This window comes from Sphingobium sp. MI1205 (genome assembly GCF_001563285.1).
Classification (GTDB): domain Bacteria; phylum Pseudomonadota; class Alphaproteobacteria; order Sphingomonadales; family Sphingomonadaceae; genus Sphingobium.
The window spans coordinates 3,292,452-3,314,177 of the sequence record NZ_CP005188.1 but is presented as its reverse complement, the minus strand read 5'-3'; the positions used below and the strand labels follow the sequence as shown (position 1 = coordinate 3,314,177).

Sequence of the window (21,726 nt, the reverse complement as noted above, 5' to 3'; positions counted from 1 at the left end):
ATAATTTTCTCATTTTTCCCGTCGAGCCCATGAAAGGTGAATGGAGCCGTCGGTCTTCCGACTTTTTGACAGCATGAACAGCTGGCTTACAGCCGTGGCGAAAACAGCTGGGTCAGAAACGGAGAACAGGCCGCTGATTCTGATCTGACGCAGGCCAGGATCGTCGAGGACCAGAGTCTGGCTGTTGAAACGGTTGAAGCGCTCCACGGCGGTGCCGAGCGGTTCGTCACTAAGCATCAATTTGCCATCTTCCCACAAGACGGAACTGCGCGCATCGACCGTCTGCAATTGCGCGCTGCCATCGTCCCAAATGGAAAGCCTGTCGCCCGGACGCAGTCGTACTGCTTGGCGCACCGGAGAAGCACCCGGCCATAGCCGCTGGAACAGGCCCTCTTCCTCATCTGGCTCAACGTTGACGCCCCCTTGCAGCAGGGTGATGATGGATTGCCCCTCCAACCGCTCGACGTTGAAATCGGTGCCGGTCGCGATCACCCTCTGTCCAGCCACGATCACACTGAAAGGTCGTGTCGTATCGTGCGCTACGCGAAAGCGCGCCTGACCTTCCTCCAGCCGGATCGTCCGGGCGTCACGAGTAAAGGTGGCGCTGATCCGGGTACGAGAGTCCAGGGACAGGCGCGAGCCATCCTGCATGGTCAATTGGCTGCGGTTGCCAAAGGCGCTTTCAAACCGCTCCTGACTGCCGGGCCGACCATGTATCGCCCAGGTCAGCATGCCGACAAGGCACAGGATGATGCAGGCTGCTACCGCGAAGATAGCGCGTGCCTGCGACCCTCGTTCGTTCAATCGCTCACGCGCATCCTCGGCGAACATGGACAACCGGGCTGTGGCAACCACAGCATCAAGTTCCGACAATGCCTCTACTGTGCGTCGATATGCCGTCCGATGTTGCTCGCTTTCCGTCAACCAGCTGTCGAAGCGTGCCGCGTCAGCACGGTCGATGACCGGCGCCGACATGCGTAGATGCCATCTAGCGGCATCTTCATTGATCCGATCATCGCTTGCCGCCCTGCTCATCAACCTACCGCCCGCGCTTTAGTCAGGAGAGCGATGGCCTTCACGAGATGTTTCTCCACACTGCTCAACGATATGTTCATCGCTGCCGCGATGTCCCGTTGCCGCATTTTTTCCAAACGGTGCAGCACGAAGATGTCACGAGTGCGCACCGGCATCGCCGCCAGCGCGATCGCGATCGCTTCGGCTTCCCATCTACCTAGTAAGACGCGCTCGGGGTCAAGAGTCTCAATCAGCGATGGCGGAACGGACCGTTCATCCATCGCACTTTCGATGGGCGTGTGCAGTTCAGCAGCGCGGGTCGCTGCGCGACGCCGATCATCGCGCAGCAGATTCGCCGCCACTTGAAACACATAGGCTTCGGAGCGGTCGATACCATCAAGGTCGGGGTGGCGGGCAAGACGGACGAAGACCTCCTGCGTCAGATCCTCCGCCTCTTCCACAGATTTGCGTCGCCGGAAAAAGGCCAGCAGCGGCTTGCGGAAACGCCCATAGAATGAGCTGACTTCATTCGGTCGGACGGGCTGAACACCAATAGATGACATGCCGGGCTCGTGCCCCCTCCTGAAACGCCGGGCATCTGACGGCCCATTCTCGAATGTACAAGCTCCGGTCGGCAACACAAGTCTGGCTACAGGAACAATTCCGCTCACGCGTGATACGGAAAACCATCAGGAAGCGCGGATTCACGATGCGCTGGCGAAGTAGCACGCGGTGGTAGCTTTCAGGCGGAATCCGCAAAAGTCACCTGGCCCGTCGCCTCAACGAAAGCAGCAAATTCGCGGTTCGTGACTGGCGCCGCGTCGATCCAGAAAGGGTCGACCCGGACTCGACACACCGGCGCCTCTTCAGGGTAGAAGTTATCAGCACCCATGGCAAAACTACCACCTGTCAGGTGAACCATGCCCAGGACGCGGGCGTCAGTGCGCGGCAAAAGGAAAGACATGCATCGGATGTCACTTTAAGGCGCCTCTCAGGAAACCATAGCAGCGTTGCCGCCGACGGCTCACCCCAAACCGACCCCGCCGCACATGCGGCAGGTGTCCGTCGTCAGAACATTTGGCGCAGGTCGCGGCGTAGATTAGCGGAGTGCGGCCTCGTCTCGGGATTGATGTTAAGTGGCGAGCTTGCGGGTTTGCCGACGGATATCCTTCACCACCCGCTCGGCAGGGGCCTTTTCGGGCAAATTTTTCAAGGAGGTTTAATTTAAAACCTCAAATCTGTGCCATTGGTGCTGACGATGGACAAGCCACTACGATACCCCTCGGATGAAAGGCAAAGCATAGCCAGATCAGCGCTTACGAAAATGTGGGGAGGTTTTTGCGCTTACGGAAATTCGGGTAGTGGTAGAGATGAACGAGATCCCACCGAACACCCGCATTCTAAAATTATCGTAAAGTCCTTGTCCGCCATGCATGGCGAAATTACCGCCCAGTGTCAGGTCAGGCGATGCTGATTCGTCCCTTTCGTGGTCCAGGCTATCATAGTCTATGGGCCACTCAGCGGGGGCAGATCATTGCGCCGGGGACCATCTCGGGAAGGCAGCGCATGGTTCCACTTAGGTGCCAATAAATATCAGGCGGTGAGATGGGCGATCGCCTCGGCCGGCATGACGCTGAACAGCTCCTGGCCGGTGGGATTGCGCCGCAGTGTTAGGCCGCCGTTCACCTGCAGGTTCTGTCCGGTCATGAAGCATTCGTCACGCGCCAGAAACACGGCGGCCTCGGCGATATCCTCCGAGGTACCGATCCGCCCGAGCGGATATTCCTTCACGAACGCTTCCATCACCGCTGGATATTTCAGCGACTCACCTGCCATCGGTGATTCGGTGACTCCGGGCGAGATGGTGTTGGCACGGATTCCCTTTGTGCCATACTCGTTTGCAACGGTGCGCAGCACATGATCGGTGCCCGCCTTGGTGCCCATATAGGCCGCGTGATTCTCCAGCATGATCGTGGCGGTAGCGGACGAGATCTGGATGATCGACCCGCCGCTCGTCATCGCGCGCACCAGCGCCTGATAGAAAAAGAAGGGGCCTTTGAACTGAATGGCTATGATTTTGTCGAGATCGGTCTCGCTCGTCTCCTCAAACGGCCGCAGCAAGCCCCATCCGGTCGCGTTCAGGCCGATATCGATCTTGCCGTGCTGCGAGAGCGCGAACTCGACGATACCGTCAAGCTGCTCCTTGCGCGTGATGCCGCACTCATATGCGGCGCCGCCGATTTCGCGAGCGAAATCCTCTATCCGATCGCGCCCACGCCCGCCGACGATGAGCTTCGCGCCCTCGCGGGCGAAGCGACGCGCGATGACCTGCCCCATATTATTCTTGCCCGCCGCGCCGAGGACGATCGCGACCTTGCCTTCCAGTGCTCCCACGCTTGTTCTCCGATTGTTAGTGATGCAGCCACTCGCGCGGACAGCTTTATGCCCAGCGCAGAGGCAGGCAAGTCATGCTTGCGACCGGGCCGCTCGACATCCTGACGGATCGAGCGGGATCGAGCTCGAACTCGGGAACGGCATCGAACCATTCCTCTAGGAAAGCAATCAGCTCTTCCCGTGCCAGGCCAGCGCCGACGCAGCGATGTGCGCCGCCGCCCATCGTCGAGTGACGGCAAAGCCCGCGGTTGAAATCCACCTTCATGGCGTTGGGGAAGGCTTCGTCGTCCAGGTTGTGCAGCATCGTGGGCAGCAGCACGATATCGTCAGTGCGCAGCGTCAGCTCGCCGACTTGGATGTCGCGCACGGCGACACGAGCATTGGTCACCATGCCGAAGCGGCGGATGAACTCATCCGCCGCCCGGGGAATAATTTCCCGATCCTCGCGAATCGCCGTCTGGTGATCGGGGCTACACGCGAGGAAATAGGTGACGAAGCCGATCATCGCTGCCACGGTGTCCAGCCCACCGATCAGCATGTTAAGGCTCAGCCGCATGGCCTCGTCGAGTGTCCAGGCGCGGCCATCGATCGGCGTCGCCAGGATACGGCTGATCAGGTCGTCGCCCGGCTGCTCCAACCGTTCGATCACGTACGGCCGCAGATAATCAGAAACGAGCGCCACCACCTCCTCGGCCGTCTTGTCAACGGGCCGCGACAGCTGGGTGCCAACTTGGCGCAGCATCTCGCGATCGGACAGCGGCAAGCCTATCAGCGTGAGGAATACGCCGAACGGCATTTGCTCGGCGAAATCGTCTACGAACTCGCAGCCACCCCGATGCTTGAAGGCATTGATCAGCTCGCGCGTCAGGCTCCGGATCGTTCCCTGCAGGCCGAGGATATATTTGGCGCCAAGTCCGCGCACCACGGGCGCTCGGTAGATGGCGTGCATCGGAGGATCGGATTGCAGCGGGATGAAATTGGCGATCGATGTCTCGCGCGGCACGCCGGTCACTGCGCTCGACAGATTGACGTTGTCAGTGAACAGGGCTTGGATCAGCTTACCCCGCACAGCGATCCAGTGGCCGCCGTTGCGTGGTGTCCATACCATATCGGTGTTCACGCTGCGCTGCAGCTTCTTCCACGCCTCGAAGAAATCGGTTCCGTCGTCGGTCAGGCGGTAATAATCGAAATCTACGACGCACTCTGGGGGGACATGATGCGGAACTTCACTGGCCAGGCTGAACATTGACCCGTTTCCTTGCAGGTATGGGGACAGGCTGCTCGCTGTCGCTCGAACCAACTCGCGCCCCGCCCTCGTGATAATGGGGCAAGGTAGAAGGGGCCATGGCAGACGGCAACGCGTTCTTGCGAAACTTTCGGTTCGGCATTCCAAAATATTACGGACCAGTACCATGCCGCGCGCCTCGATGTCCCGTAAAGCCGAAGCACATGTTCCGCCTAGACTCCATTCTGCGCATTTACAGTTGCAGAGGAATATAGAATATCACGCAGTAAGTTTGAACGAGAACTGGTTGTCTCTGGTACGTTCTAACCGGCCCAAATACCCGGTTCGCGTGATAATAATGACGAGCGATATATAATCCTTGGGGAGGGTTAAGGCATGTCTGCAAAAGAATATCATAGTCTCATGGCGGGCGTCGTGCCGCTTGTGCTGGTAAGCCTGCCGGTCGCTGCTTTGGCCCAGCAGCGGGACACGCCAGATCAGCAGACTCCCGCAACCGCCGCATCGGGCGGCCTGGCGGAAATCATCGTTACCGCGCAGAAGCGGTCGGAAAACCTTCAGGACGTTCCGATCGCAGTGACCGCACTATCCTCCGCCCAACTCGCTGGCGCGAATATCGATGGGCAGCTGACGCTTCCCAAAATTACGCCAAATCTCAATTTCACTGTCTCGTCGACCTTCGTTGCTGCCTATATCAGAGGTGTGGGCACCCAATATGCCAATCCTGGCCTCGAGCCGTCAGTATCGGTCTATCTGGATGACCTCTACGTTCCCCGCGCCGCTGGCGGACTATTCTCGTTCAACGACGTCGAGCGGATCGAGGTGCTCAAGGGTCCGCAAGGAACGCTCTACGGCCGCAATGCCACGGGCGGAGCGATCAGGATCATCACCCATGATCCCAAGCCCCGTTTCGAGGCGGCCGCCTCGGTTACGGTTGGCAGCTTCGAGACCCGCAATATCGACGGAATGCTCAACGTGCCGATCGCGGAAGGAGTGGCTGCGCGGTTCGCGGCGCGCCATGCGGAAGACAAGGGATACGTCCGCAATCTCGCCGATGGCGGCGGACTCTCGGGTGCGCGACGGCTCATGTCGAAAAACGAGGAACTCTATACCGCCAAGCTGCTGATCGAGCGTGGACCGCTCACGTTCAAGCTGAGCGGCGATTATGAGAGAAAGGATGATACGGATGGAGAGGCTTTCCTAAACCTGTTTCGCGGCGCTCCGGAGCAGGCGGCCGCGGTGTCGGTCGAAGATTCGCCGCCCGGCGCGCTTCCCGGCGCCTATGGCGGCCGCGTCGGCACCGGCTTCTACGATGCGTATGCCAACGCCCCCACCCTGACGCACGTTAAAGCGTGGGGTATCGCAGCCCGGCTCGATTATGATCTAGGGCCGGCGACGCTGTCCAGCATCACTGGTTACCGGTCGTTGAAGGAATATAGCTGTGCGGATCTCGACGGTACAGACGCCGACTTCCAGGCAGGATGCGGCCGGCCCTTTACGCGGCAGTTCACCGAGGAAATCCAGCTCACCTCTACACAGTCTGGCCCGCTGAACTATGTGCTAGGCCTGTTCTATTTGCACGAGAGGACAGGTTATCCCTACTCCATCAGCGGTCCGGGGATCGGCCTCCCGTCGGGCTTCGCGCTGCTGAGCACATCGAAAGGGTTGCGGACCCGTTCGCTCGCACCGTACGTGCAGCTTGACTATGAATTGAGCGATCGCATCACCATAACCGGGGGCGCACGTTACACCAGCGAGAAAAAGCGTCTCATTCAGAACATCGGCTATTTTGGTCCAATCGAGCTTGAAACCGGAATTCCGGCGCCGGGTGCTGCCCGTCCGACCAGCGCCGCGCCCTGCGTGGAGGGCGGCCCGCCATTATGCGAGGATGGCGACCGCTCGATCAAGTTCAACCAGTTCACGCCCAAGGTCACGCTGAGCTATAAGCCGGCTCCGCGCATCCTGCTCTACGCAACGTACAGCCGCGGGTTCAAGAGTGGCGGCTTCAATCTGCCCGCCTTCGGCTACGTCGCGTCGGTCCGTCCCGAGGTTCTCGAGGATTTCGAAGTGGGGTGGAAGATCGAGCGCGGCCGCGTACGCTGGAACGGCGCGATCTTTCACTATAGGTACAAGGATCTTCAGTATCAGACGACTGACATCAGCACTGGCGGCGCCACGACCCGCAACGCTGCCTCCGCGCGGGTAAGCGGTATCGAATCCGACGTGACCTGGGCGGCCACCGAACGTTTCGAACTCGGGATCGGCGCAGGCTATATCGACGCCAAATACCGCCAGTTCCGCGGCGACGCTTATTATCTCTGCAATCAGCTCGGAAATCTCAATCCGGAGGATGAAGGCGAGGCAGCCGGCATCGCCGCCGCGATCGCCGCATGTCCCCGATCCCCTGCCTATCCCGAGGGAATTGGCCTGGCCACCGTGGCCAATCAGAACCTGGGTGGAAACCGTCTCGCGAACGCGCCGGACTTTTCGGGCTATGCGCGTGCGCAATATAGTGTGCCGCTGGGCGAAGCCGGCGACATGCAGTTCAGCGCCATCGGCAACTACCGCAGCAAGGCTTATTTCGACGCGGCCAATCTTTTCGTGGATCGTTCCCGGTTCCTGCTAAGCGCGAAGGTCACCTGGACATCCATGGATGATCATTATTATGTTAGCGTCTACGGCGAGAATCTTACTGACAAGAAATATGATCTCCAGGTGACGACCGTGCCGAACGGCGGCTGGCGCACTCCCGCCGCGCCGCGAAAGATATTCGTGCAGGCGGGCGTGAAGTTCTAGATTCCAGGAGGCCCTGATATGTCGCTGGTTCGATACCCGATTATTCAATATGCCTACGTGGTGAATGATGTGGAGGCGGCGTGCCTCCGATGGGCTGACATGTTTGGGGCGGGTCCGTTCCTGATCGTGCCGAACTTCCGTGGTTTGAACGGCAGATATCGCGGTCAGCCGGCGGGCGATATCGTCACTCATGCGCTCGGGCAGTGCGGCGCGGTGAACATTCAGTTCACTCAGCAGCATAACGACGCCCCCTCCGTCTGGCGGGATATGTATCCCAAGGGTAGTCAGGGGCTTCATCACGTGATGTTGATGCCTGATGACATCGAGAGCGAGAGGCAACGTTTCGAGGAGGCGGGCTGCGTCATCGGCGCCGAGTTCGACGACCCGCTTAAGGTCGGAGAGGACGGTCAGCCTATCACCGCGCGGGTCTACTATATCGACGCGCGTCCGCTGATTGGATGCTTCGTTGAACTGTTCGAGGGGAGCGATCTCATCCGCGGAACATTGGAGACGCTGGCTCGACTCAATCACGACCCGGTAGAACGCAGTCGCCTCTTCCGCGATGCGCTCTAGAGGGCTGGGAGCCGCGTGGAAAAGAAAGAGGAGCGACCATGAACCTGATCCGCCATCCCATCCTGCAATACGGCTACGTCGTGAATGACATCGAGACCGCCTGTCGCCACTGGATCGCAATGTTCGGTGCTGGACCGTTCTTCCACATACCCTATTATACTGGCCTCAACACCCGCTATCGCGGCAAGCCGGCGCACGACGTGGTCAGCCATGCGCTCGGGCAGGCTGGGCCGGCGCAGGTCCAATTCACTCAACAACACAATGACGCTCCCTCTATCTGGCGCGACATGTATCCCAACGGAGGTCAGGGGCTGCACCATATCATGATCATGGTGGAAGATTTTGAAGGCGAGCAGCAGCGCTTTATTAATGCCGGTTGCTCGATAGGTGAGGAATTCGATACGCCGATGCCCGAAGGCCATCCGTTTCCCTTTGCCCGCACCGTCTACCTGGATGCACGCGCGCTGATCGGCTGCTTCGTTGAAATCTATGAAGAGAATCCGGTCGTTCGCAAGGAAGTGGAAGATCTCAAGGCCTTGCACGAAAGCTGGGATGGTGTGACCGATCCCATACGGACGATCCATGTCGGCTGACCGACGGGCGTCAGCCGATGATGTCGGCGGTGCGCTGCTTGAGGAGATCAAGCAGGCGACGCAGCACAGGATCGATCTGGCCGGGCGGTACGGGGCACAGCGCGCGCACATACCAGGGCGTCGGCGCATAGTCTTCGAGCAGCCGGGTGAGTTGCCCCGATGCGATATGCTCGCGGATGACATATTCCGGATATATCAGGATGCCGAGGCCGGCCGCCGCCGCCCCCCGCAGGGCATGTGGAAAGTTGGCGCGTACCATACCCTTCACCCAAACCGACTCGCGGCCGTTCGGCCCGTCGAAGCGCCAGCGGTCGCCCCGCGTGTCAAGCGGGCTGATCAGGCAGTTATGGCTCTTGAGGTCCTGCGGCGATCGAGGAATGCCGTGGCGCGCGAGATAAGCCGGCGCCGCCACGATCACTCGCGGTACTTTGCCCAGCACGAAGGTAATCTCCTGCGTGTCCGCGAGCGTTTCGGCGATGCGGATGGAGGCGTGCAGCCCCTCCTTGACGAGATTCGACGCGCCGTCATCATGGACGATCGAGATCTCGAAATCTTCATTCCCGCACGCCAGCTCGGCGATGACCGGCGCCAACACCTGCTCGGCGAAGATCGGCGGCACGCCGATCGACAAGCGGGACTTTCGGCACGACCGAAGTTCGTTCCGGCACTCGAACAGCGCGTTGATTCGCTCGATAACCACCGGCGCCAGTTCGGCGAGCAGGTCGCCTGCCCGGGTCGGTTTCACCGATCGGCTGCGACGGTCGATAAGCGCCACGCCCAGTCCCCGCTCGACGCGCGAGAACTGCATCGTTACGCTGGACGGTGCCTTCGCGAGCTTGCGCGCGGCGATCGAGAAGCTGCCTGCCTTGATGACCTCACAAGTTACCTCGATGTCGGTGAGGGAAATCGGACCCATGTCCGCAGGGATGCACCCGCCCGACATCTTTGTCCATCTTTTCAAACACCGAAGTTGACGTTCCCAATTTCCTTTTTCGGCGCCGATATTGTGGGAGCAGGGTGCAACATCAGGCAAACAATCGGCCGGGAGCGGCAGGATGACGGTGCGCTTCATGTCTCGCTTCAAAAGCAAGGGCGATCTCTCTGCGGAAACGCTGTATGATCGATCGCCTCGCCATGTTGCGAACCTTCGTAGTGATCGCGCGCAGCCCGACGATGACGCATGCGGCGTCCGTTCTCGGCCTGTCCAAGGCCAGCGTCACGCGGCATCTCGCGGCACTGGAAGCGGAACTCGGGCTGCTCCTGCTGATCCGGAACAACCGCTACATCAAGCTGTCGGAACCTGGACAGGCCCTGCTGCGCAAGGCGGAGGCAGTGTTGGAGGAATTTGATACAGTGCAGGACAGGGTCAGGGCGCAATCCGTCTCCGCATACGTTCCCCCGGCCCGTACCCGGGCGGACGAGCCGCTATCATGATTGTGCCTCCTGCCTTGCTGCCCGTCCGCCAAATCGCCTACTTCTGTCAGGATGCGGCCGCCGCAGCGCAGCGCCACGCGGCGCTGTTCGGATCCGGACCTTATTTCCTAGCCGAGCATATTCCGCTCAGCTTATGTCTTTACCGGGGAGAGCCGGGCCGTCTCGATCACACATCGGCCTACGGACAGTGGGGCGATGTGATGCTCGAGTTCGTGGAGCAGACTGGCGACGATCCCTCCGTCTTTCTTGACATGTACCCGGATCGTTCCGGCGGCATCCATCATGTTGCGCTGATCGTCGACAATCTTCGCCACGAAATGGCGCGCTACGAACAGGCCGGTTTCCCCGTCGGCCTGTACGCGGAGGTCGGGGGCGTCGGTTTCGCGATGATGGACGCCGTCGGGGACTATGGTCATTTCCTCGAATTATACGAACCCTCGCCGAGCCTGAACGGGATTTACGATATGGTGCGGCAAGCCTCGATCGGATTCGACGGCACGGACCCGATCCGCCCCATGCCGCCCTATCGGACAGACTGAACCGAACCCCGTCCAGCCGCGGGCCCCTTTCCCAGCCCAGAGGAGTATCTGACATGCCGTTCACAGGTCCGATTGAGGATCGCATCGCCATCCGCGAATTGCTCGAAAGCTATGCCTCCGCCGTGTGCGAGGCGGATTCCGCAGCATGGGGCGCCACGTGGGCCGAGGAGGGCGTCTGGACGCTGCCCGACTACACCGGCATCGGCCGGGTAGAGGGACGCGATGCGATCGTCACCAAATGGATCGAGGTGATGAAGGATGTTCCCGGCACGGTGTTCGTCGCTACACCGGGTAGCATTGAGATCGACGGTGATCGCGCGCAGGTGCGTTCCTACACATCCGAGGTGTTCGACTATGAAGGCGCCACGCTACGGCATCGCGGCCGCTACGAGGATGTGGTCGTGAAGCGCGACGGCGGGTGGCTATTCCAGAGCCGCACCTTCAGCCACCTTCATCGACAATAGGCGAAGCGCCCTCCGGTACTGACGGCATTTGCTGCGTCGGCCGAATTAAATGATATTCCTCGCCTGCGGTCATTTCGGTCGACGCTGGCAGTTAAAGCTGAAAAGCGTATCGCTAGGCGGTTCAAAATGTCCGGATCTCGTCGGAGCAGGACACCCGCCAACACTCTGGACGCTGCCCGCCCCAGTTGGACGTCACAGGACGATGGGCAGAAGATCACCCAACGCAATCTCGACATCCAACCGACGATTACGATCCGTCCCGGTGCGCCGGTCCGGGTTCTCGTGACAAGGGATTTGATCCTTGCGCCGTGGCGTGGAAAGGCAAGTTGACATGGCCGATCTCAGATTGGGAAACGTCCCGACCGGACACCAGTCAGGCTGGCAATCACGATCACGCCTGATCTCCAGGCCGCGCTTCAGGCCTATGCGGCGATCTACGCCCAGAATTATGGCGTAGAAGAGCCGATCGCCGGGCTCGTGCCGGCCATGTTGGCGGCGTTCCTTGAGGCGGATCGCGGCTTCGCTCGCGCCCGCGACGCCAGAAGCCGAGATGCGCGATGATCGATCACATCGTCGAACGAGAGCTCGAATCCGCTGACGGTCCGCGTGGCAACCGCAGTGCGGATCACCGACCTCAGCCGTTCGCGCATCTACGAACTGATCTAGTCGGGCGATCTCGAAACCATCAAGGTCGGACGTGCGACACTGATCCAGTATCGAAGCCTGAAAGGGGCTGAGGCGAAATTGACGCTCTCTCGGTTTGCACCGTCCGTTCATGGGTCGTTGGCAGGACGGCTTCGGCATAATCGATCTTGGTATGGCATGGACGGACCTATTACCCGATTCGTAAGCGAACGCTTGTAGTGGTGATCTTTGCGATCGGCCGGTTGTCGATCTTCGGATAGGCCTTGTCGAGGAGCCAGCGGATCTTGCTCAGCGTGATCTCGGCCATGTCTTCGCGCTCGTTCTTGGCGATCCATTCCTGTGCGACCGTCTTGAACGTGTCGTTCTCCTCCACGCGCGCCTTCGCCAAGGCGACTTTCTGTTCATGCGAGGGATCGAGGCCAGCGGCGATCAGCCGGCGCGCCTCGTCTCGTCGGACACGCGCGTCGGCCGGGCTGACGTCCGGCCATGCGCCGAAGGCGAGCGTGCGATGTTTCTCGAGATAGCGATAATTGAGGCGCCAGAGCTTTGCCCCGTTGGTCCGGAGAAGAAGATAGAGACCACCGCCATCGGACAGCTTATAGTCGCGGTCCTGTGGTTTGGCGTTGGCTACGGTCGTGGCGAAGAGGGTGCTCATGGAGGTATCGTCCTTGCAAAAGGACGGAGAACGATACCCTTGGATATACCCCCATTGTTCCCGATTGGTGCCGTATCCGCCCGGATTTGACCGGACGGTGATAGCACAGAAAGCGCCGGATTTCAGCCATTTTCGGGACGTCCTCGGACGTCCCCGGAAGAACAAATGGTGCCCAGAAGAGAACCGGTAGGTCCGACCTAAGCACTTCGAATGAAACAGCAAACTTCAACGGTCCGTTCGCCGACACCAACAATAACACCAACATCGCTGCTGACAAGGGCTGCATCGTGATCGAGCATGCGCAGCGGGAGCGCTAGTCTGCTTCCTCGTCATCGTCAGGGCGGGAATAGACTGTCACCGATCGGTAGATATCCGTCCCGTTGGATTCGCCGACCGAGACCGTGTCATCATCACTCTCGGCTTCGCCCCAGACTTGCTCGACAAGAGCCTCGATTACCCGGAGAGGGGTCTCGCCGCGCCCTTGTGTCACCGCCACGATCCAGTCCGTGCTCTGCACCCGCGTGTAGCGGCCGTTGACCGTCTGCGCGATCTTACTGTGGGCCTTGAACGAAGATTCAAATTCCCGTTTCGTCACTTCGTCATCGTCGTCATGGCTGATCGCGCCTTCGTGAAGGACAAGCCGATCGGCCGACTCGAGCGCCTCCGCGAACCGAGACGAACTCATCCATTCGTCTTGGTAGTAGATGATCGGCAGATCGGCGACGTCACCACCACAGGCTAGGACGATCGCGGCGGCCTTGGCCTTTTCCTCATCAGGCACCTCCGCATCGCAGAGGGCAATCGCCTGATCCGATGCCCAAGCGGCTAGCACCGGCGCCGGCACGATAGGCGTTGCCGCATTGCGCGAAGCAGTCGTTTCGACGCCAACCAATATCCCGGCGATCAAGCCGATCTTACCCGCCGCAAGCCCATCGACAGTGAGGAGCCCGGACGAATACCATTCGCTCGCGGCATCGATACGCGCCCGGCCATAGAGTTTGCCGTCCGCGTCGCGAAGCGCGGCGAGCTCTGCCCAAGACTGCACGTTGGACGAAATGTCCTCGTCACCGTTGATGCGGCCGAGCAGGGTCGCCGTATCGATGTCGATCCAGTCCCCGGCCTTGATCGCGCCAACCGGTTGGTCGTCCTCGAACACCGAGATCGTCACATCACACGCCGGCGCGATCGCGGCGATCACATCCTTGATTTTGAGAATCGTGCCTTCGTCAAACCCCTTCTCGTGAAGGAGTCCGTCAGGCTCGGTCGGATCAGGGCGCAGCAGAACTTCGACACGTGTTCCGCCGTCGAGCGGTACGTCCTTTGGATCGGCGTCGCGAAGGTTAGGCCTTGAGCCCAGGCCATTGCGAAATTCGAGCAACTTCGCCGATTGTATTTCCCGATCGAAACGGCGTGTGGTGACCCGCACCTGATCGCCGAGCATGAACACCGAGAAGAAGCCAATGCCGTACTTTCCGCGGGCGCTCATGCCGGCAGACGCGAGGCCGGGAAATTCCTGGATCGCGAGCGACGATCGCCAAAAGGAATTGCCGAAATCGATCAAGGGACCAGTCAGCACGAGCGGCGACATGCCGACGCCATTGTCCTCGAAGCAGAGCCAATAGTCGTCACCGCGCTTTTGGAGGATGACGCGCAGCTCGCCCCAATCAGGCCGATTTTGCAGCCGTCGGCGCGCGGTGATCGCGTCGAGTCCATTTTGGATCAATTCGCGAACGGGCGCGGCAAGCCCCGTGCCATAGAGCTTGCTGCCGCCGAGCGTCGATACGATCTTCTGGACGTCGGTGACACGGATGGTGGTATCGACCGGCATCCAGCCGACAGTCTCAATGGTCCGTGCTAGATCGCTCGGCGTGTGTGCGCCATCGACCCGTCGGACGGCTAGCGGCTGGCGCTGACGGTCCCGCAAAACCCTATCGACGTCGCGAAGTTCGCGATCGACCATTTGTAACGCATCGAATGCGGTCCACCAGGCCTCCGTAAGGCTGACGTCGAAAGGCGGTTGGGCTGTGTAAACCAGGGCATCGCCGTGAACATAGGGCGTCGCCATGCGCTCCTGGAATTTCCAGTGATCGGCCGAGATGCCTTCCGGTTGCGTAAGTGCGAACTCGAAGGCCGGCGCGCGTCGCTGGTCGAGGTGCATTGCGTCGGCAACCCGCAAAAGACACGCGACCTTCAAGAGATCGACCGTACAATTGGTGACATTGGGTAGGCCTCCCAGCGTGCCGGATAGATCCTGATCGACCTTTGCGATCGACCACCAGTGGCTGAAGGCGATTTTGCCGATCTTGGGTCCGTAGAAGTTGCGGATCTGTTGGTCTTCGATGAGGAACATCGGCTGTTGATGCGGTCCAAGCCAGGATATCATCGGCAGATGCTCAGCCTGCTTGGCATGGAGCAGTCGAAGGGCATCGGCGGTTGCCCGCTTTTCGGCCTCGGCCGCGCCGCTGGCGTCGTCGGGCGCGACCGATGTCATGTAGCGGGCGTGAAGATCGCGCCACTCGGTCTGCTGCTTCAGCTCCTCAAGTCCGCCTGGAAAAGCAGCCAGCGTCATTGCAGCGTCGTGGAGCAGGACAGCGCCGCCAAAGACAAAAGCTTCTGCCGGATTGAGGTCGACGCTCTTGCCGCACGCGATCGATCCCATCTCCCATAGCGCGTCGAGATGGCTGACATTGTGGACCGTCATATGCGGCAGGTCGGTCGCGATTTTCGCCACAAGCGCAGCAGCACGTTCCCGCATGGCTTCGTAGCATTTGGCGAGGCGCAACTGCTCGTCCGCTGTCGCGTCGTCGCGGGCTTCCTCGAACGCCGCTTTCCACAAGGGTGTTTGTTTGAAGGCCATGAGAATGTTTGAACATCAGCTTCGGTTTTCGGCAATGCAAATACGGTAAGAGCGGCTCGACTTGCGAATATTTCGGTTTGGCCTTGGGCATATGCCCCGCTGGCGCAGCCGCGCGACGCCGCGCGCCGTCTGGCAGCCGCGAAGCAGTGCGGCGAATAGGGCCGCCATTCTCCGCATGGCGTGCGGCGATTATCCGTTGCGATGCGGCAAATAATGTCTATATTCGCCGCAAAGGATGCGGCGAATATGGTTTATATCTACGAACGACCTGAATGGCCGACATTTCGTTGGAACACCGACGCGCTCGCCACCAAGCTGGCTTCGGTCCGTCATCGCCAAGGTCTGCTACTCGGGCGCATGAGCGCTCTCGGCTTCGAATCGCGCAGCGAAGCCGTGCTCGCGACTCTGACCGAAACGGTCCTCAAGTCCAGTGAGATCGAAGGGGAACATCTCGACAAGAACCAGGTCCGCTCTTCGATCGCCCGGAGACTGGGAATGGATATCGCCGGGCTGGTGTCGGCTGACCGGCATGTCGAAGGCGTCGTTGAGATGATGCTCGACGCCACGCAAAATTACGCAACACCGCTGACCGCCGATCGCCTGTTCGCTTGGCACGCCGCGATGTTCCCGACCGGTCGAAGCGGCATGTCCGCCATCACCGTCGGCGCATGGCGCACCGACGAGAACGGCCCGATGCAGGTTGTTTCAGGACCAGTGGGACGCGAGAAGGTCCATTTCCAGGCGACGCCGGCACCGCAGGTCGATGCAGAGATGACAGCGTTCCTCGACTGGTTCGAGACGCCGCACGACATCGACCCGGTCATCATGGCCGGAATCGCTCACTTATGGTTCGTGACGATCCATCCCTTCGAGGACGGTAACGGCCGCATCGCGCGCGCGATCGCCGATCTGGCCCTGGCGCGCTCGGAGGCGAGCGCGCAGCGCTTCTACAGTATGTCGAGCCAGATACGCGCCGAGCGAAACGCCTATTATGACCAGCTGGAGCGTGCCCAGAAGGCCGATCTCGACATTACAAGCTGGTTGGACTGGTTTCTCGCCTGCCTCGGCCGCGCCTTCGAGGGGGCGGAGCGCGAACTCGCGTCGGTCCTCGCCAAAGCGCAATATTGGGATCGCCATCGTGCGACGCCCATCAACGATCGTCAGCGCGAAATGGTCAACCGGCTGCTCAATGGCTTTGTCGGCAAGCTCAACACGTCGAAATGGGCAAAGATCACAGACACCTCGCCTGACACGGCACTTCGCGATATTCAGGACCTGATTGAAAAAGGCATGTTGGTGCGCGACGAGGGCGGCGGGCGAAGCACCAGCTATTCGCTGAACAATATCCGCCAGTAAGGGGCTCGCGCTCGCGGCGTCGGCCGACATCTATGATATTTGGCATTGCACCGGGGGCACCGGATTGTCCTAGTGGAGGATCAGCGTGGGGAAGCTGCAAGACTGGGTCGCGGAGCAAGAGCGCTGGATAGGCGACGCGCTGCATCGCGCCGCCATCTCCGGCGTCGCAACGGCGGAAGACGCCGAGGCCGTCGCGATTCGCGTCCAGGCCGCCAAGGGCATCGTCACGGCAGGTAAACCCGAATGCCTCGCCTTCGATGAAGGCTGTCTTGTGATCGCCGGCGACGCCGTCGAGACGTCCTTGCTGTGCTCGATCGGTCCGCTCGACCATGTCGATCGGCTCGCTTCGGGTCAGGAGCTCAAATTTGCGCTCGACGGCCTGACCATCATCTTCGGGGAAAACGGATCGGGAAAAAGCGGCTATGCCCGTGCTGCGCGTCGGCTCTGCACGTCCCGAGTTCCGATCATGCTTCAAGGCAATGTCTTCGCGCCGGCCAGCGAAGGGCCGCCGGAGGTCAGTTTTTCCGTCAAGACGGGTGACGCCGACCCGGTATCGCATCACTGGGTCGAAGGGTCGGATTTGCCCGGCGCGTGTACGCAGATGACCTTCCTCGATACGGCCAATGCCAGGCTTTATGTCGAGGACAAGACCGAGATCCTCTTTCTGCCGCCCGAGGTGCGGTGTCTCACGATCCTGGGCCAGCTCTACGGTCTTGCAGCCGAACGCTGCCAAAGCGTTTCTGACCAACTGACCGCCACGCATGGCGGCGCGATTGCCGTCCAGTTCGGGCAGACGACAACCGCGGGCGCGCTGGTCGGGATGTTGACCACGGCGACGCCGCTCGCTCGGCTCCCCACGGCTGAGCAATTGCGCGAGGCTGCTCGGTGGGATGAGGATGCTGCTGCCCGGCTCGCGGAGGTACGCCGCCAGATCGCATCCGGACCTGCCGCACAGGCGCGAACCTTGCGACGGCTCGGCGACGCAGCGACGACGATCGTCAACAAGGAAATCGCGACCATTGTCCCGCTCGGCCGGCCCCAGTTCGACCGCGACGCGGAATTGCTTCAGGCACTCGGTCGCGCCCGCGCCGCGGCGGAGGCCTTTGCGGCCGAGCAAGTCGGCCGCTTTCCGATTGCAGCGACGGGCAGCGAGACCTGGCACACGCTCTTTCAGCTTGCCCGGCAATTCGCCGTTGAGGCCGATATCGTGCCCGAAGACGGTGCGTTCGAAGTCGGCGATCCCTGTATGCTGTGCCAGCGTCCGCTGGACGAAGTTGCTCGCGACCGCATGAATGCATTCGATGCCTATGTCGCCGGCGAGGCGGCCGCCGCGCTCGACTTGGCCAGGGGCGAGGTCGAGGGCCGTGTGGCCTTGCTGCGCGGCCTGGACATCGACACCGATGATCAGGTGCGCCAGGCGCTTGCCGAACATCGCGACCACGACGACGCACTCCGAGCGATCGCCGACAATGCGGCAGCGGCCAGCCAAGCGCTGCGCCAGCACCGTGACGCCCTGATTGCGCACCTTGAGGGCGGTCCTGCCGTGACTGATCTGCCGGTGATCGCGCCGATCTTCACGCTGCAGCAGGCGGCCGAAAACTTGGCGGCGCGCGCCGACGCGCTCGAACAGGGTGCTGGCGTGGATCAGGCGGCGATCGCGCTGGAGCTAGAATTGCGGGATCGCGAGGCGCTCGCTGGTTGCCTTGATCTCATGGTTGCTCGGCGCGACGGTCTTGCCGACCGGCATCGCTATCTGGCCTGCGTTGCGGCACTCAATACGCGCCCGATCTCGCTGCTCGCATCGTCGTTGCGCGGCGAGCTTGTCACGCCGGAGCTCAGCGGACGCATTCAGCGGGAAATCTTGTCGCTGGGGATCGAGCATGTGCCACTACGCTTCACGGAGCAAAGCGCATCGGGCAAAAGCTTCTTTGAAATGGCGCTCGACAGTGCGAGCAAGGTCAAGAAATCGACCGTGCTCAGCGAAGGCGAGCAGCGCGCGCTCGCGATCGCCTGTTTTCTCGCCGATGCCCATGTCAGCGAAAGCAAAGGCGCGATCATCGTCGATGATCCGGTGACCAGCCTCGACCATCAGCGCATTCGCCGCGTCGCCAACCGCTTCGTCGCCGAGGCTGCGCGTGGCCGGCAGGTGATCATCTTCACCCACAATCTGCTCTTTTACCAAGAGGTGCTTCGCGCCTGCGCCGATCGCGAACCGCAGGTGCCCGCTCTTCCGTGCCTGATCCAGCAATCGAACAACGGGTTCGGACTGGTGTCGGTCGACGACCAACCGTGGATCGCGAAGAAAGTGAAGGAGCGCGAACGCGCGCTCGATGCGCAGCTCAAGGCTATTCCCGATAGTCTGGCGCCCGACAGCGACGAGCTTAGAAAGCTCGCCAAGCAATTCTATTCGGACCTGCGTGAGACTTGGGAGCGGGCCGTCGAAGAGGTAGTTCTCGGCGGCGTGGTTGAGCGGTTCGGCACCGACGTCAAAACGCAAAGCCTCAAGCTGGTGGAGATCGACGATCAAGACTATCGGATCATTTATTTCGCCATGAAACGCGCCTCCGAGCGATCCGGTCATGATCAGCCCGCTGCCAAGCAGATCGACGCGCCGGATAAAAAACAGATGGAGTCGGATCTGATGGAATTGCGAGGTTTCATTGCAACTCATCGGAAGAAGGCTCAGGTGGTCAGCGAACGACGCAAAGACTTGGAGCAAGCTCCGAAGGCCATCGTAGCCTAAACAGGCTCAACCCTGAACGGTGCGCGTGGACGGTCGAAGCGGGCTTCAAAGAGCGAAAGCTCACGCAGCGTGTCAAGGCTATCGCCGATCAGACGGGGCGCCGCGGAGACAAGCTCTCCTGTTCAAGCGCCAAATCCGAGGTCATGAGGGCGTCCCAAAGGTCCCGAACCGCACTTTCGGGCGGCGGCGCATCGGCAGCGCGAAGCTGCCTGTCCCTTGCCACGCCCTGGTCATATAGTATCGCCAGATCCATGAGGTGCGGGAGCAGCGTCAATCCGTGCTTCGCGATCGCCCGTTCAAGATGCCGAAAGATACGAACGCCGCCGCCGTCCAGATCACCCCAATGGAATAATGGCGCCCTTGCCTCGTCGGCGAGTCTGACGATCTGTCGCAGGTGACCGCGAGACGGAAAGCCGCCCGTATAGATGACGAGCCCTGAGCAATCGCAATTGATCTCACGGACATGCCGAACGAAGGATGTGTAATTCTCGATGGTCAGCACATAGTCGACCTGAGTAGTCAGGCCGAGTTGATCCCCCTGTTCGGGCGGCACTCCGTAGAAGCGCAGCGGCGGCAGCGGACAGCCTGCGATGGCGATCGGGCCACTGACGACCAGTGGCTGCGGGGTCCGCAGCACGCCAAATGTCGCAAGCCAGTCTTCCGGAGCCAGAGCATCCGGGGAGACTTGGTCGGGATAAAGCCGCTCGAACAGCCTGGGCACGGCCGAGACCCAGCGCTCGAGCGCCTTGCTGTCAGCCCCGGCCAGCCTGGAGAAGGTGCGATAGTCTACAGGCGTAACGCCGCCGTCCCCGGCGCGAGCCGCGAGCGCACGCGCGAGGTCGAGCGATGCCGCAAGACCCGCGACGTCCTCGGGCGCGAGCCCGAACCGTCCAACACCCCGCGACCAGGCTTGCGCGACGTCATCAAGGATCGCGTGTGCGGTGTCGGGAAGATCCGACCGCGCCCGCGCTTCGCGGAGTGCTATGCCTGCACGCTCGCTCGCCGGCGCGCGCGCGACATGCGCATAAAGAACCGCCGGCTCGGCGAGCCGGACGTGCCCCAGAACGAGGGCGCCCTCAATCCGCTTGCGCTGGACGAAGATGCCGCCCGCTGCCTCGACGGCGAGCAGAGACCGGGTGAAGCGGTCGCGTGCCTCGACGCTCGTAAAGGCATCCTCATCGATATAGGCCAGCAGGCGCTCGGCGTTCGGATTGGCTTCGTGCCGATTGAGCAGATCGTGGATCAGCCTATCAATATCACCGAACTTTCGGCGGCTCATTCAGCGGCGTCCGATGTCGGCGCATCGAGCAGCGCGGCCAGCGATGCGTCACTCAGATGTTGCGGATTGGCTTCTCGCATCCTGGTGCGGGCATGGGCTTTGATCCGCACAACCTCGGCGCTGGCGGAATCACCGTGGCGGAACACATCGATGACCGTGTCGAGGTTCTCATAAACGACCGAACGCTTCTCGGTCGGCGCGGCGATCAGCACCTGCAGCCCGATATCATCATAGAATTGAAGCAGGGTGCGTTGGTTGGGACCGTCCATCTTGCTGAACGCTTCATCGAATACGGCAAGACCGAGCCCGAGGTCATTCGGCTCATATTGACGGCGCGCACCATGGTATATGCTCGACAGCGCCGCTCCGATTACGACATAGAAGGGGACTTGCCGCTCGGCCCCGCTCGCCGTTCCCTTGCGTTTGTCGAAGCTCATTTGGCGACCTTTGGCGACATCTTCCATGCGCAGGTCGAAGGTGTAGTAGTTGCGGTAATCCTGATAGGCGGTGAAATCGAGCGCCTCATCGCCGAGCAACCGTTCGATCTGTGCCAGCGCGCGGGCATGCTCATCGTCGCGCGGCTCAGCTCTGCCGAACAGCGCGTCGAACAGCTGCTCGTCATTCTCGCTATCGCGAGCCAGCCGATGGAGCGCCGCAAACTCCTCCTTGGGCCGGGCATGAAGCGTATAGATTTCGCCGTGCAATGGGCGTGCCTTGAGCGCGCGGGTCAGTGTCTCCAGTTCTGTTTTCAGGTCATTGAACCGGGCATTGAGCTCATGAATAAACGACGTCCGGAACAGGACACCGATCCGATCCGCGGCTTCGTCGGCTTGACGGCGATACTGAATCAGCTCGTTTTCTTCGAGCGCCTGGACATTAGCTTCAAGCCAGGGCTTCACTTCGGAAACGATCGATCCCTGCACCGCGACCGGCGCGGTGCTGTCAAAACTTGCCCGATAATGCCCGAGCGCTTCCCGAATCTCGCCCTCACGCGCACGGTAGGCGTGTGTGCTCCATGACCGATCGCATTGCCGACGCTCACTCCCTCATGGCCTCGCGGATCAGCTGGACCAAGGCGCGGCACTGCACCAAACTATCGAGTAAAGTCCAAAGAGGAGCAAGACTGCTGTTCGATGATTTC

Annotated in this window: 18 protein-coding genes and 2 pseudogenes; 10 read left to right on the top strand and 10 right to left on the bottom strand. The window is 60.9% G+C overall.

Features of this window, described 5'->3' with window-relative positions:
- Positions 1–9: 9 nt before the first annotated feature.
- The 5 genes and pseudogenes from K663_RS16395 to K663_RS16375 form a co-directional block, all read right to left on the bottom strand.
- The gene (locus K663_RS16395) at positions 10–975 is read right to left on the bottom strand and encodes a FecR family protein (protein ID WP_235589468.1); all 966 of its coding nucleotides are present in this window, start codon (positions 973–975) and stop codon (positions 10–12) included.
- Between the two features lie 59 nt (positions 976–1,034).
- Positions 1,035–1,685 carry an RNA polymerase sigma factor gene (locus K663_RS16390; RefSeq protein WP_201026650.1) on the bottom strand — a complete coding sequence of 217 codons (651 nt, stop codon included), beginning with the start codon at positions 1,683–1,685 and terminating at the stop codon, positions 1,035–1,037.
- Positions 1,686–1,759: 74 nt separating this feature from the next.
- Positions 1,760–1,936 (bottom strand): annotated as a pseudogene (locus K663_RS16385) (SUMF1/EgtB/PvdO family nonheme iron enzyme); the annotation flags it as partial.
- A 671-nt stretch (positions 1,937–2,607) separates the two neighbouring features.
- Positions 2,608–3,408, bottom strand: a complete 801-nt coding sequence (locus tag K663_RS16380) for an SDR family oxidoreductase (protein ID WP_062119922.1) — start codon at positions 3,406–3,408, stop codon at positions 2,608–2,610.
- A 46-nt stretch (positions 3,409–3,454) separates the two neighbouring features.
- Positions 3,455–4,654 (bottom strand): cytochrome P450, encoded by a 1,200-nt coding sequence (locus K663_RS16375; protein ID WP_062119919.1) that lies wholly within the window; start codon positions 4,652–4,654, stop codon positions 3,455–3,457.
- Positions 4,655–5,029: 375 nt separating this feature from the next.
- Here K663_RS16375 and K663_RS16370 point away from each other — a divergent pair, with 375 nt between their 5' ends.
- The 3 genes from K663_RS16370 to K663_RS16360 are packed head-to-tail and all read left to right on the top strand — an operon-like array spanning position 5,030 to position 8,613.
- Complete coding sequence (locus tag K663_RS16370; protein ID WP_083535942.1) at positions 5,030–7,447, top strand: TonB-dependent receptor; 2,418 nt, start codon at positions 5,030–5,032, stop codon at positions 7,445–7,447.
- 18 nt (positions 7,448–7,465) lie between these two features.
- Positions 7,466–8,020: a VOC family protein gene (locus tag K663_RS16365; protein ID WP_062119913.1), complete on the top strand. Its 555-nt coding sequence runs from the start codon at positions 7,466–7,468 to the stop codon at positions 8,018–8,020.
- Positions 8,021–8,058: 38 nt separating this feature from the next.
- On the top strand, positions 8,059–8,613 hold the full coding sequence (locus tag K663_RS16360; RefSeq protein WP_062119910.1) for a VOC family protein: 555 nt from the start codon (positions 8,059–8,061) through the stop codon (positions 8,611–8,613).
- 10 nt (positions 8,614–8,623) lie between these two features.
- On the opposite strand, the gene K663_RS16355 is transcribed toward K663_RS16360, so the two are convergent.
- Positions 8,624–9,529: a LysR family transcriptional regulator gene (locus K663_RS16355; protein ID WP_158511202.1), complete on the bottom strand. Its 906-nt coding sequence runs from the start codon at positions 9,527–9,529 to the stop codon at positions 8,624–8,626.
- A 200-nt stretch (positions 9,530–9,729) separates the two neighbouring features.
- Here K663_RS16355 and K663_RS16350 point away from each other — a divergent pair, with 200 nt between their 5' ends.
- From K663_RS16350 to K663_RS23395, 5 genes and pseudogenes are all read left to right on the top strand, one after another.
- Complete coding sequence (locus K663_RS16350) at positions 9,730–10,047, top strand: LysR family transcriptional regulator (RefSeq protein WP_062119905.1); 318 nt, start codon at positions 9,730–9,732, stop codon at positions 10,045–10,047.
- A complete protein-coding gene (locus tag K663_RS16345) occupies positions 10,044–10,586 on the top strand; it encodes a VOC family protein (RefSeq protein WP_062119902.1) in 543 nt (180 codons plus the stop codon). Before K663_RS16350 ends, K663_RS16345 begins: the two co-directional genes overlap by 4 nt.
- A gap of 53 nt (positions 10,587–10,639) precedes the next feature.
- The gene (locus tag K663_RS16340) at positions 10,640–11,050 is read left to right on the top strand and encodes a nuclear transport factor 2 family protein (protein WP_062119899.1); all 411 of its coding nucleotides are present in this window, start codon (positions 10,640–10,642) and stop codon (positions 11,048–11,050) included.
- A gap of 204 nt (positions 11,051–11,254) precedes the next feature.
- Positions 11,255–11,380 (top strand): annotated as a pseudogene (locus tag K663_RS24925) (TrbI/VirB10 family protein); the annotation flags it as partial.
- 15 nt (positions 11,381–11,395) lie between these two features.
- A complete protein-coding gene (locus tag K663_RS23395) occupies positions 11,396–11,611 on the top strand; it encodes a DUF2274 domain-containing protein (protein WP_083535940.1) in 216 nt (71 codons plus the stop codon).
- A 274-nt stretch (positions 11,612–11,885) separates the two neighbouring features.
- Here the strand turns inward: K663_RS23395 and K663_RS16330 are convergent, their stop codons facing one another.
- Positions 11,886–12,350, bottom strand: coding sequence for a tyrosine-type recombinase/integrase (locus tag K663_RS16330; protein WP_083535939.1), 465 nt, complete (start codon positions 12,348–12,350; stop codon positions 11,886–11,888).
- A gap of 313 nt (positions 12,351–12,663) precedes the next feature.
- Positions 12,664–15,207, bottom strand: a complete 2,544-nt coding sequence (locus K663_RS16325; protein WP_062119893.1) for an HD domain-containing protein — start codon at positions 15,205–15,207, stop codon at positions 12,664–12,666.
- A gap of 246 nt (positions 15,208–15,453) precedes the next feature.
- Between K663_RS16325 and K663_RS16320 the strand changes: the two genes are divergently transcribed.
- On the top strand, positions 15,454–16,563 hold the full coding sequence (locus K663_RS16320) for a Fic family protein (protein WP_062121112.1): 1,110 nt from the start codon (positions 15,454–15,456) through the stop codon (positions 16,561–16,563).
- Between the two features lie 85 nt (positions 16,564–16,648).
- Positions 16,649–19,306, top strand: coding sequence for an AAA family ATPase (locus K663_RS16315; RefSeq protein ID WP_062119890.1), 2,658 nt, complete (start codon positions 16,649–16,651; stop codon positions 19,304–19,306).
- Between the two features lie 88 nt (positions 19,307–19,394).
- On the opposite strand, the gene K663_RS16310 is transcribed toward K663_RS16315, so the two are convergent.
- Positions 19,395–20,585 (bottom strand): Wadjet anti-phage system protein JetD domain-containing protein, encoded by a 1,191-nt coding sequence (locus K663_RS16310; RefSeq protein WP_062119887.1) that lies wholly within the window; start codon positions 20,583–20,585, stop codon positions 19,395–19,397.
- Complete coding sequence (locus K663_RS16305) at positions 20,582–21,508, bottom strand: SbcC/MukB-like Walker B domain-containing protein (protein ID WP_062119884.1); 927 nt, start codon at positions 21,506–21,508, stop codon at positions 20,582–20,584. Before K663_RS16305 ends, K663_RS16310 begins: the two co-directional genes overlap by 4 nt.
- Positions 21,509–21,726 lie beyond the last annotated feature (218 nt).

What these genes read in the sequence shown, in the direction of transcription:
- K663_RS16395 (WP_235589468.1), bottom strand. Translation starts at nt 975, where the DNA reads ATGTCGGCGCCGGTCATCGACCGTGCTGACGCGGCACGCTTCGACAGC.
- K663_RS16375 (WP_062119919.1), bottom strand. Translation starts at nt 4,654, where the DNA reads ATGTTCAGCCTGGCCAGTGAAGTTCCGCATCATGTCCCCCCAGAGTGC.
- K663_RS16370 (WP_083535942.1), top strand. Translation starts at nt 5,030, where the DNA reads ATGTCTGCAAAAGAATATCATAGTCTCATGGCGGGCGTCGTGCCGCTT.
- K663_RS16365 (WP_062119913.1), top strand. Translation starts at nt 7,466, where the DNA reads ATGTCGCTGGTTCGATACCCGATTATTCAATATGCCTACGTGGTGAAT.
- K663_RS16360 (WP_062119910.1), top strand. Translation starts at nt 8,059, where the DNA reads ATGAACCTGATCCGCCATCCCATCCTGCAATACGGCTACGTCGTGAAT.
- K663_RS16355 (WP_158511202.1), bottom strand. Translation starts at nt 9,529, where the DNA reads ATGGGTCCGATTTCCCTCACCGACATCGAGGTAACTTGTGAGGTCATC.
- K663_RS16350 (WP_062119905.1), top strand. Translation starts at nt 9,730, where the DNA reads ATGATCGATCGCCTCGCCATGTTGCGAACCTTCGTAGTGATCGCGCGC.
- K663_RS16345 (WP_062119902.1), top strand. Translation starts at nt 10,044, where the DNA reads ATGATTGTGCCTCCTGCCTTGCTGCCCGTCCGCCAAATCGCCTACTTC.
- K663_RS16340 (WP_062119899.1), top strand. Translation starts at nt 10,640, where the DNA reads ATGCCGTTCACAGGTCCGATTGAGGATCGCATCGCCATCCGCGAATTG.
- K663_RS16330 (WP_083535939.1), bottom strand. Translation starts at nt 12,350, where the DNA reads ATGAGCACCCTCTTCGCCACGACCGTAGCCAACGCCAAACCACAGGAC.
- K663_RS16325 (WP_062119893.1), bottom strand. Translation starts at nt 15,207, where the DNA reads ATGGCCTTCAAACAAACACCCTTGTGGAAAGCGGCGTTCGAGGAAGCC.
- K663_RS16320 (WP_062121112.1), top strand. Translation starts at nt 15,454, where the DNA reads ATGGTTTATATCTACGAACGACCTGAATGGCCGACATTTCGTTGGAAC.
- K663_RS16310 (WP_062119887.1), bottom strand. Translation starts at nt 20,585, where the DNA reads ATGAGCCGCCGAAAGTTCGGTGATATTGATAGGCTGATCCACGATCTG.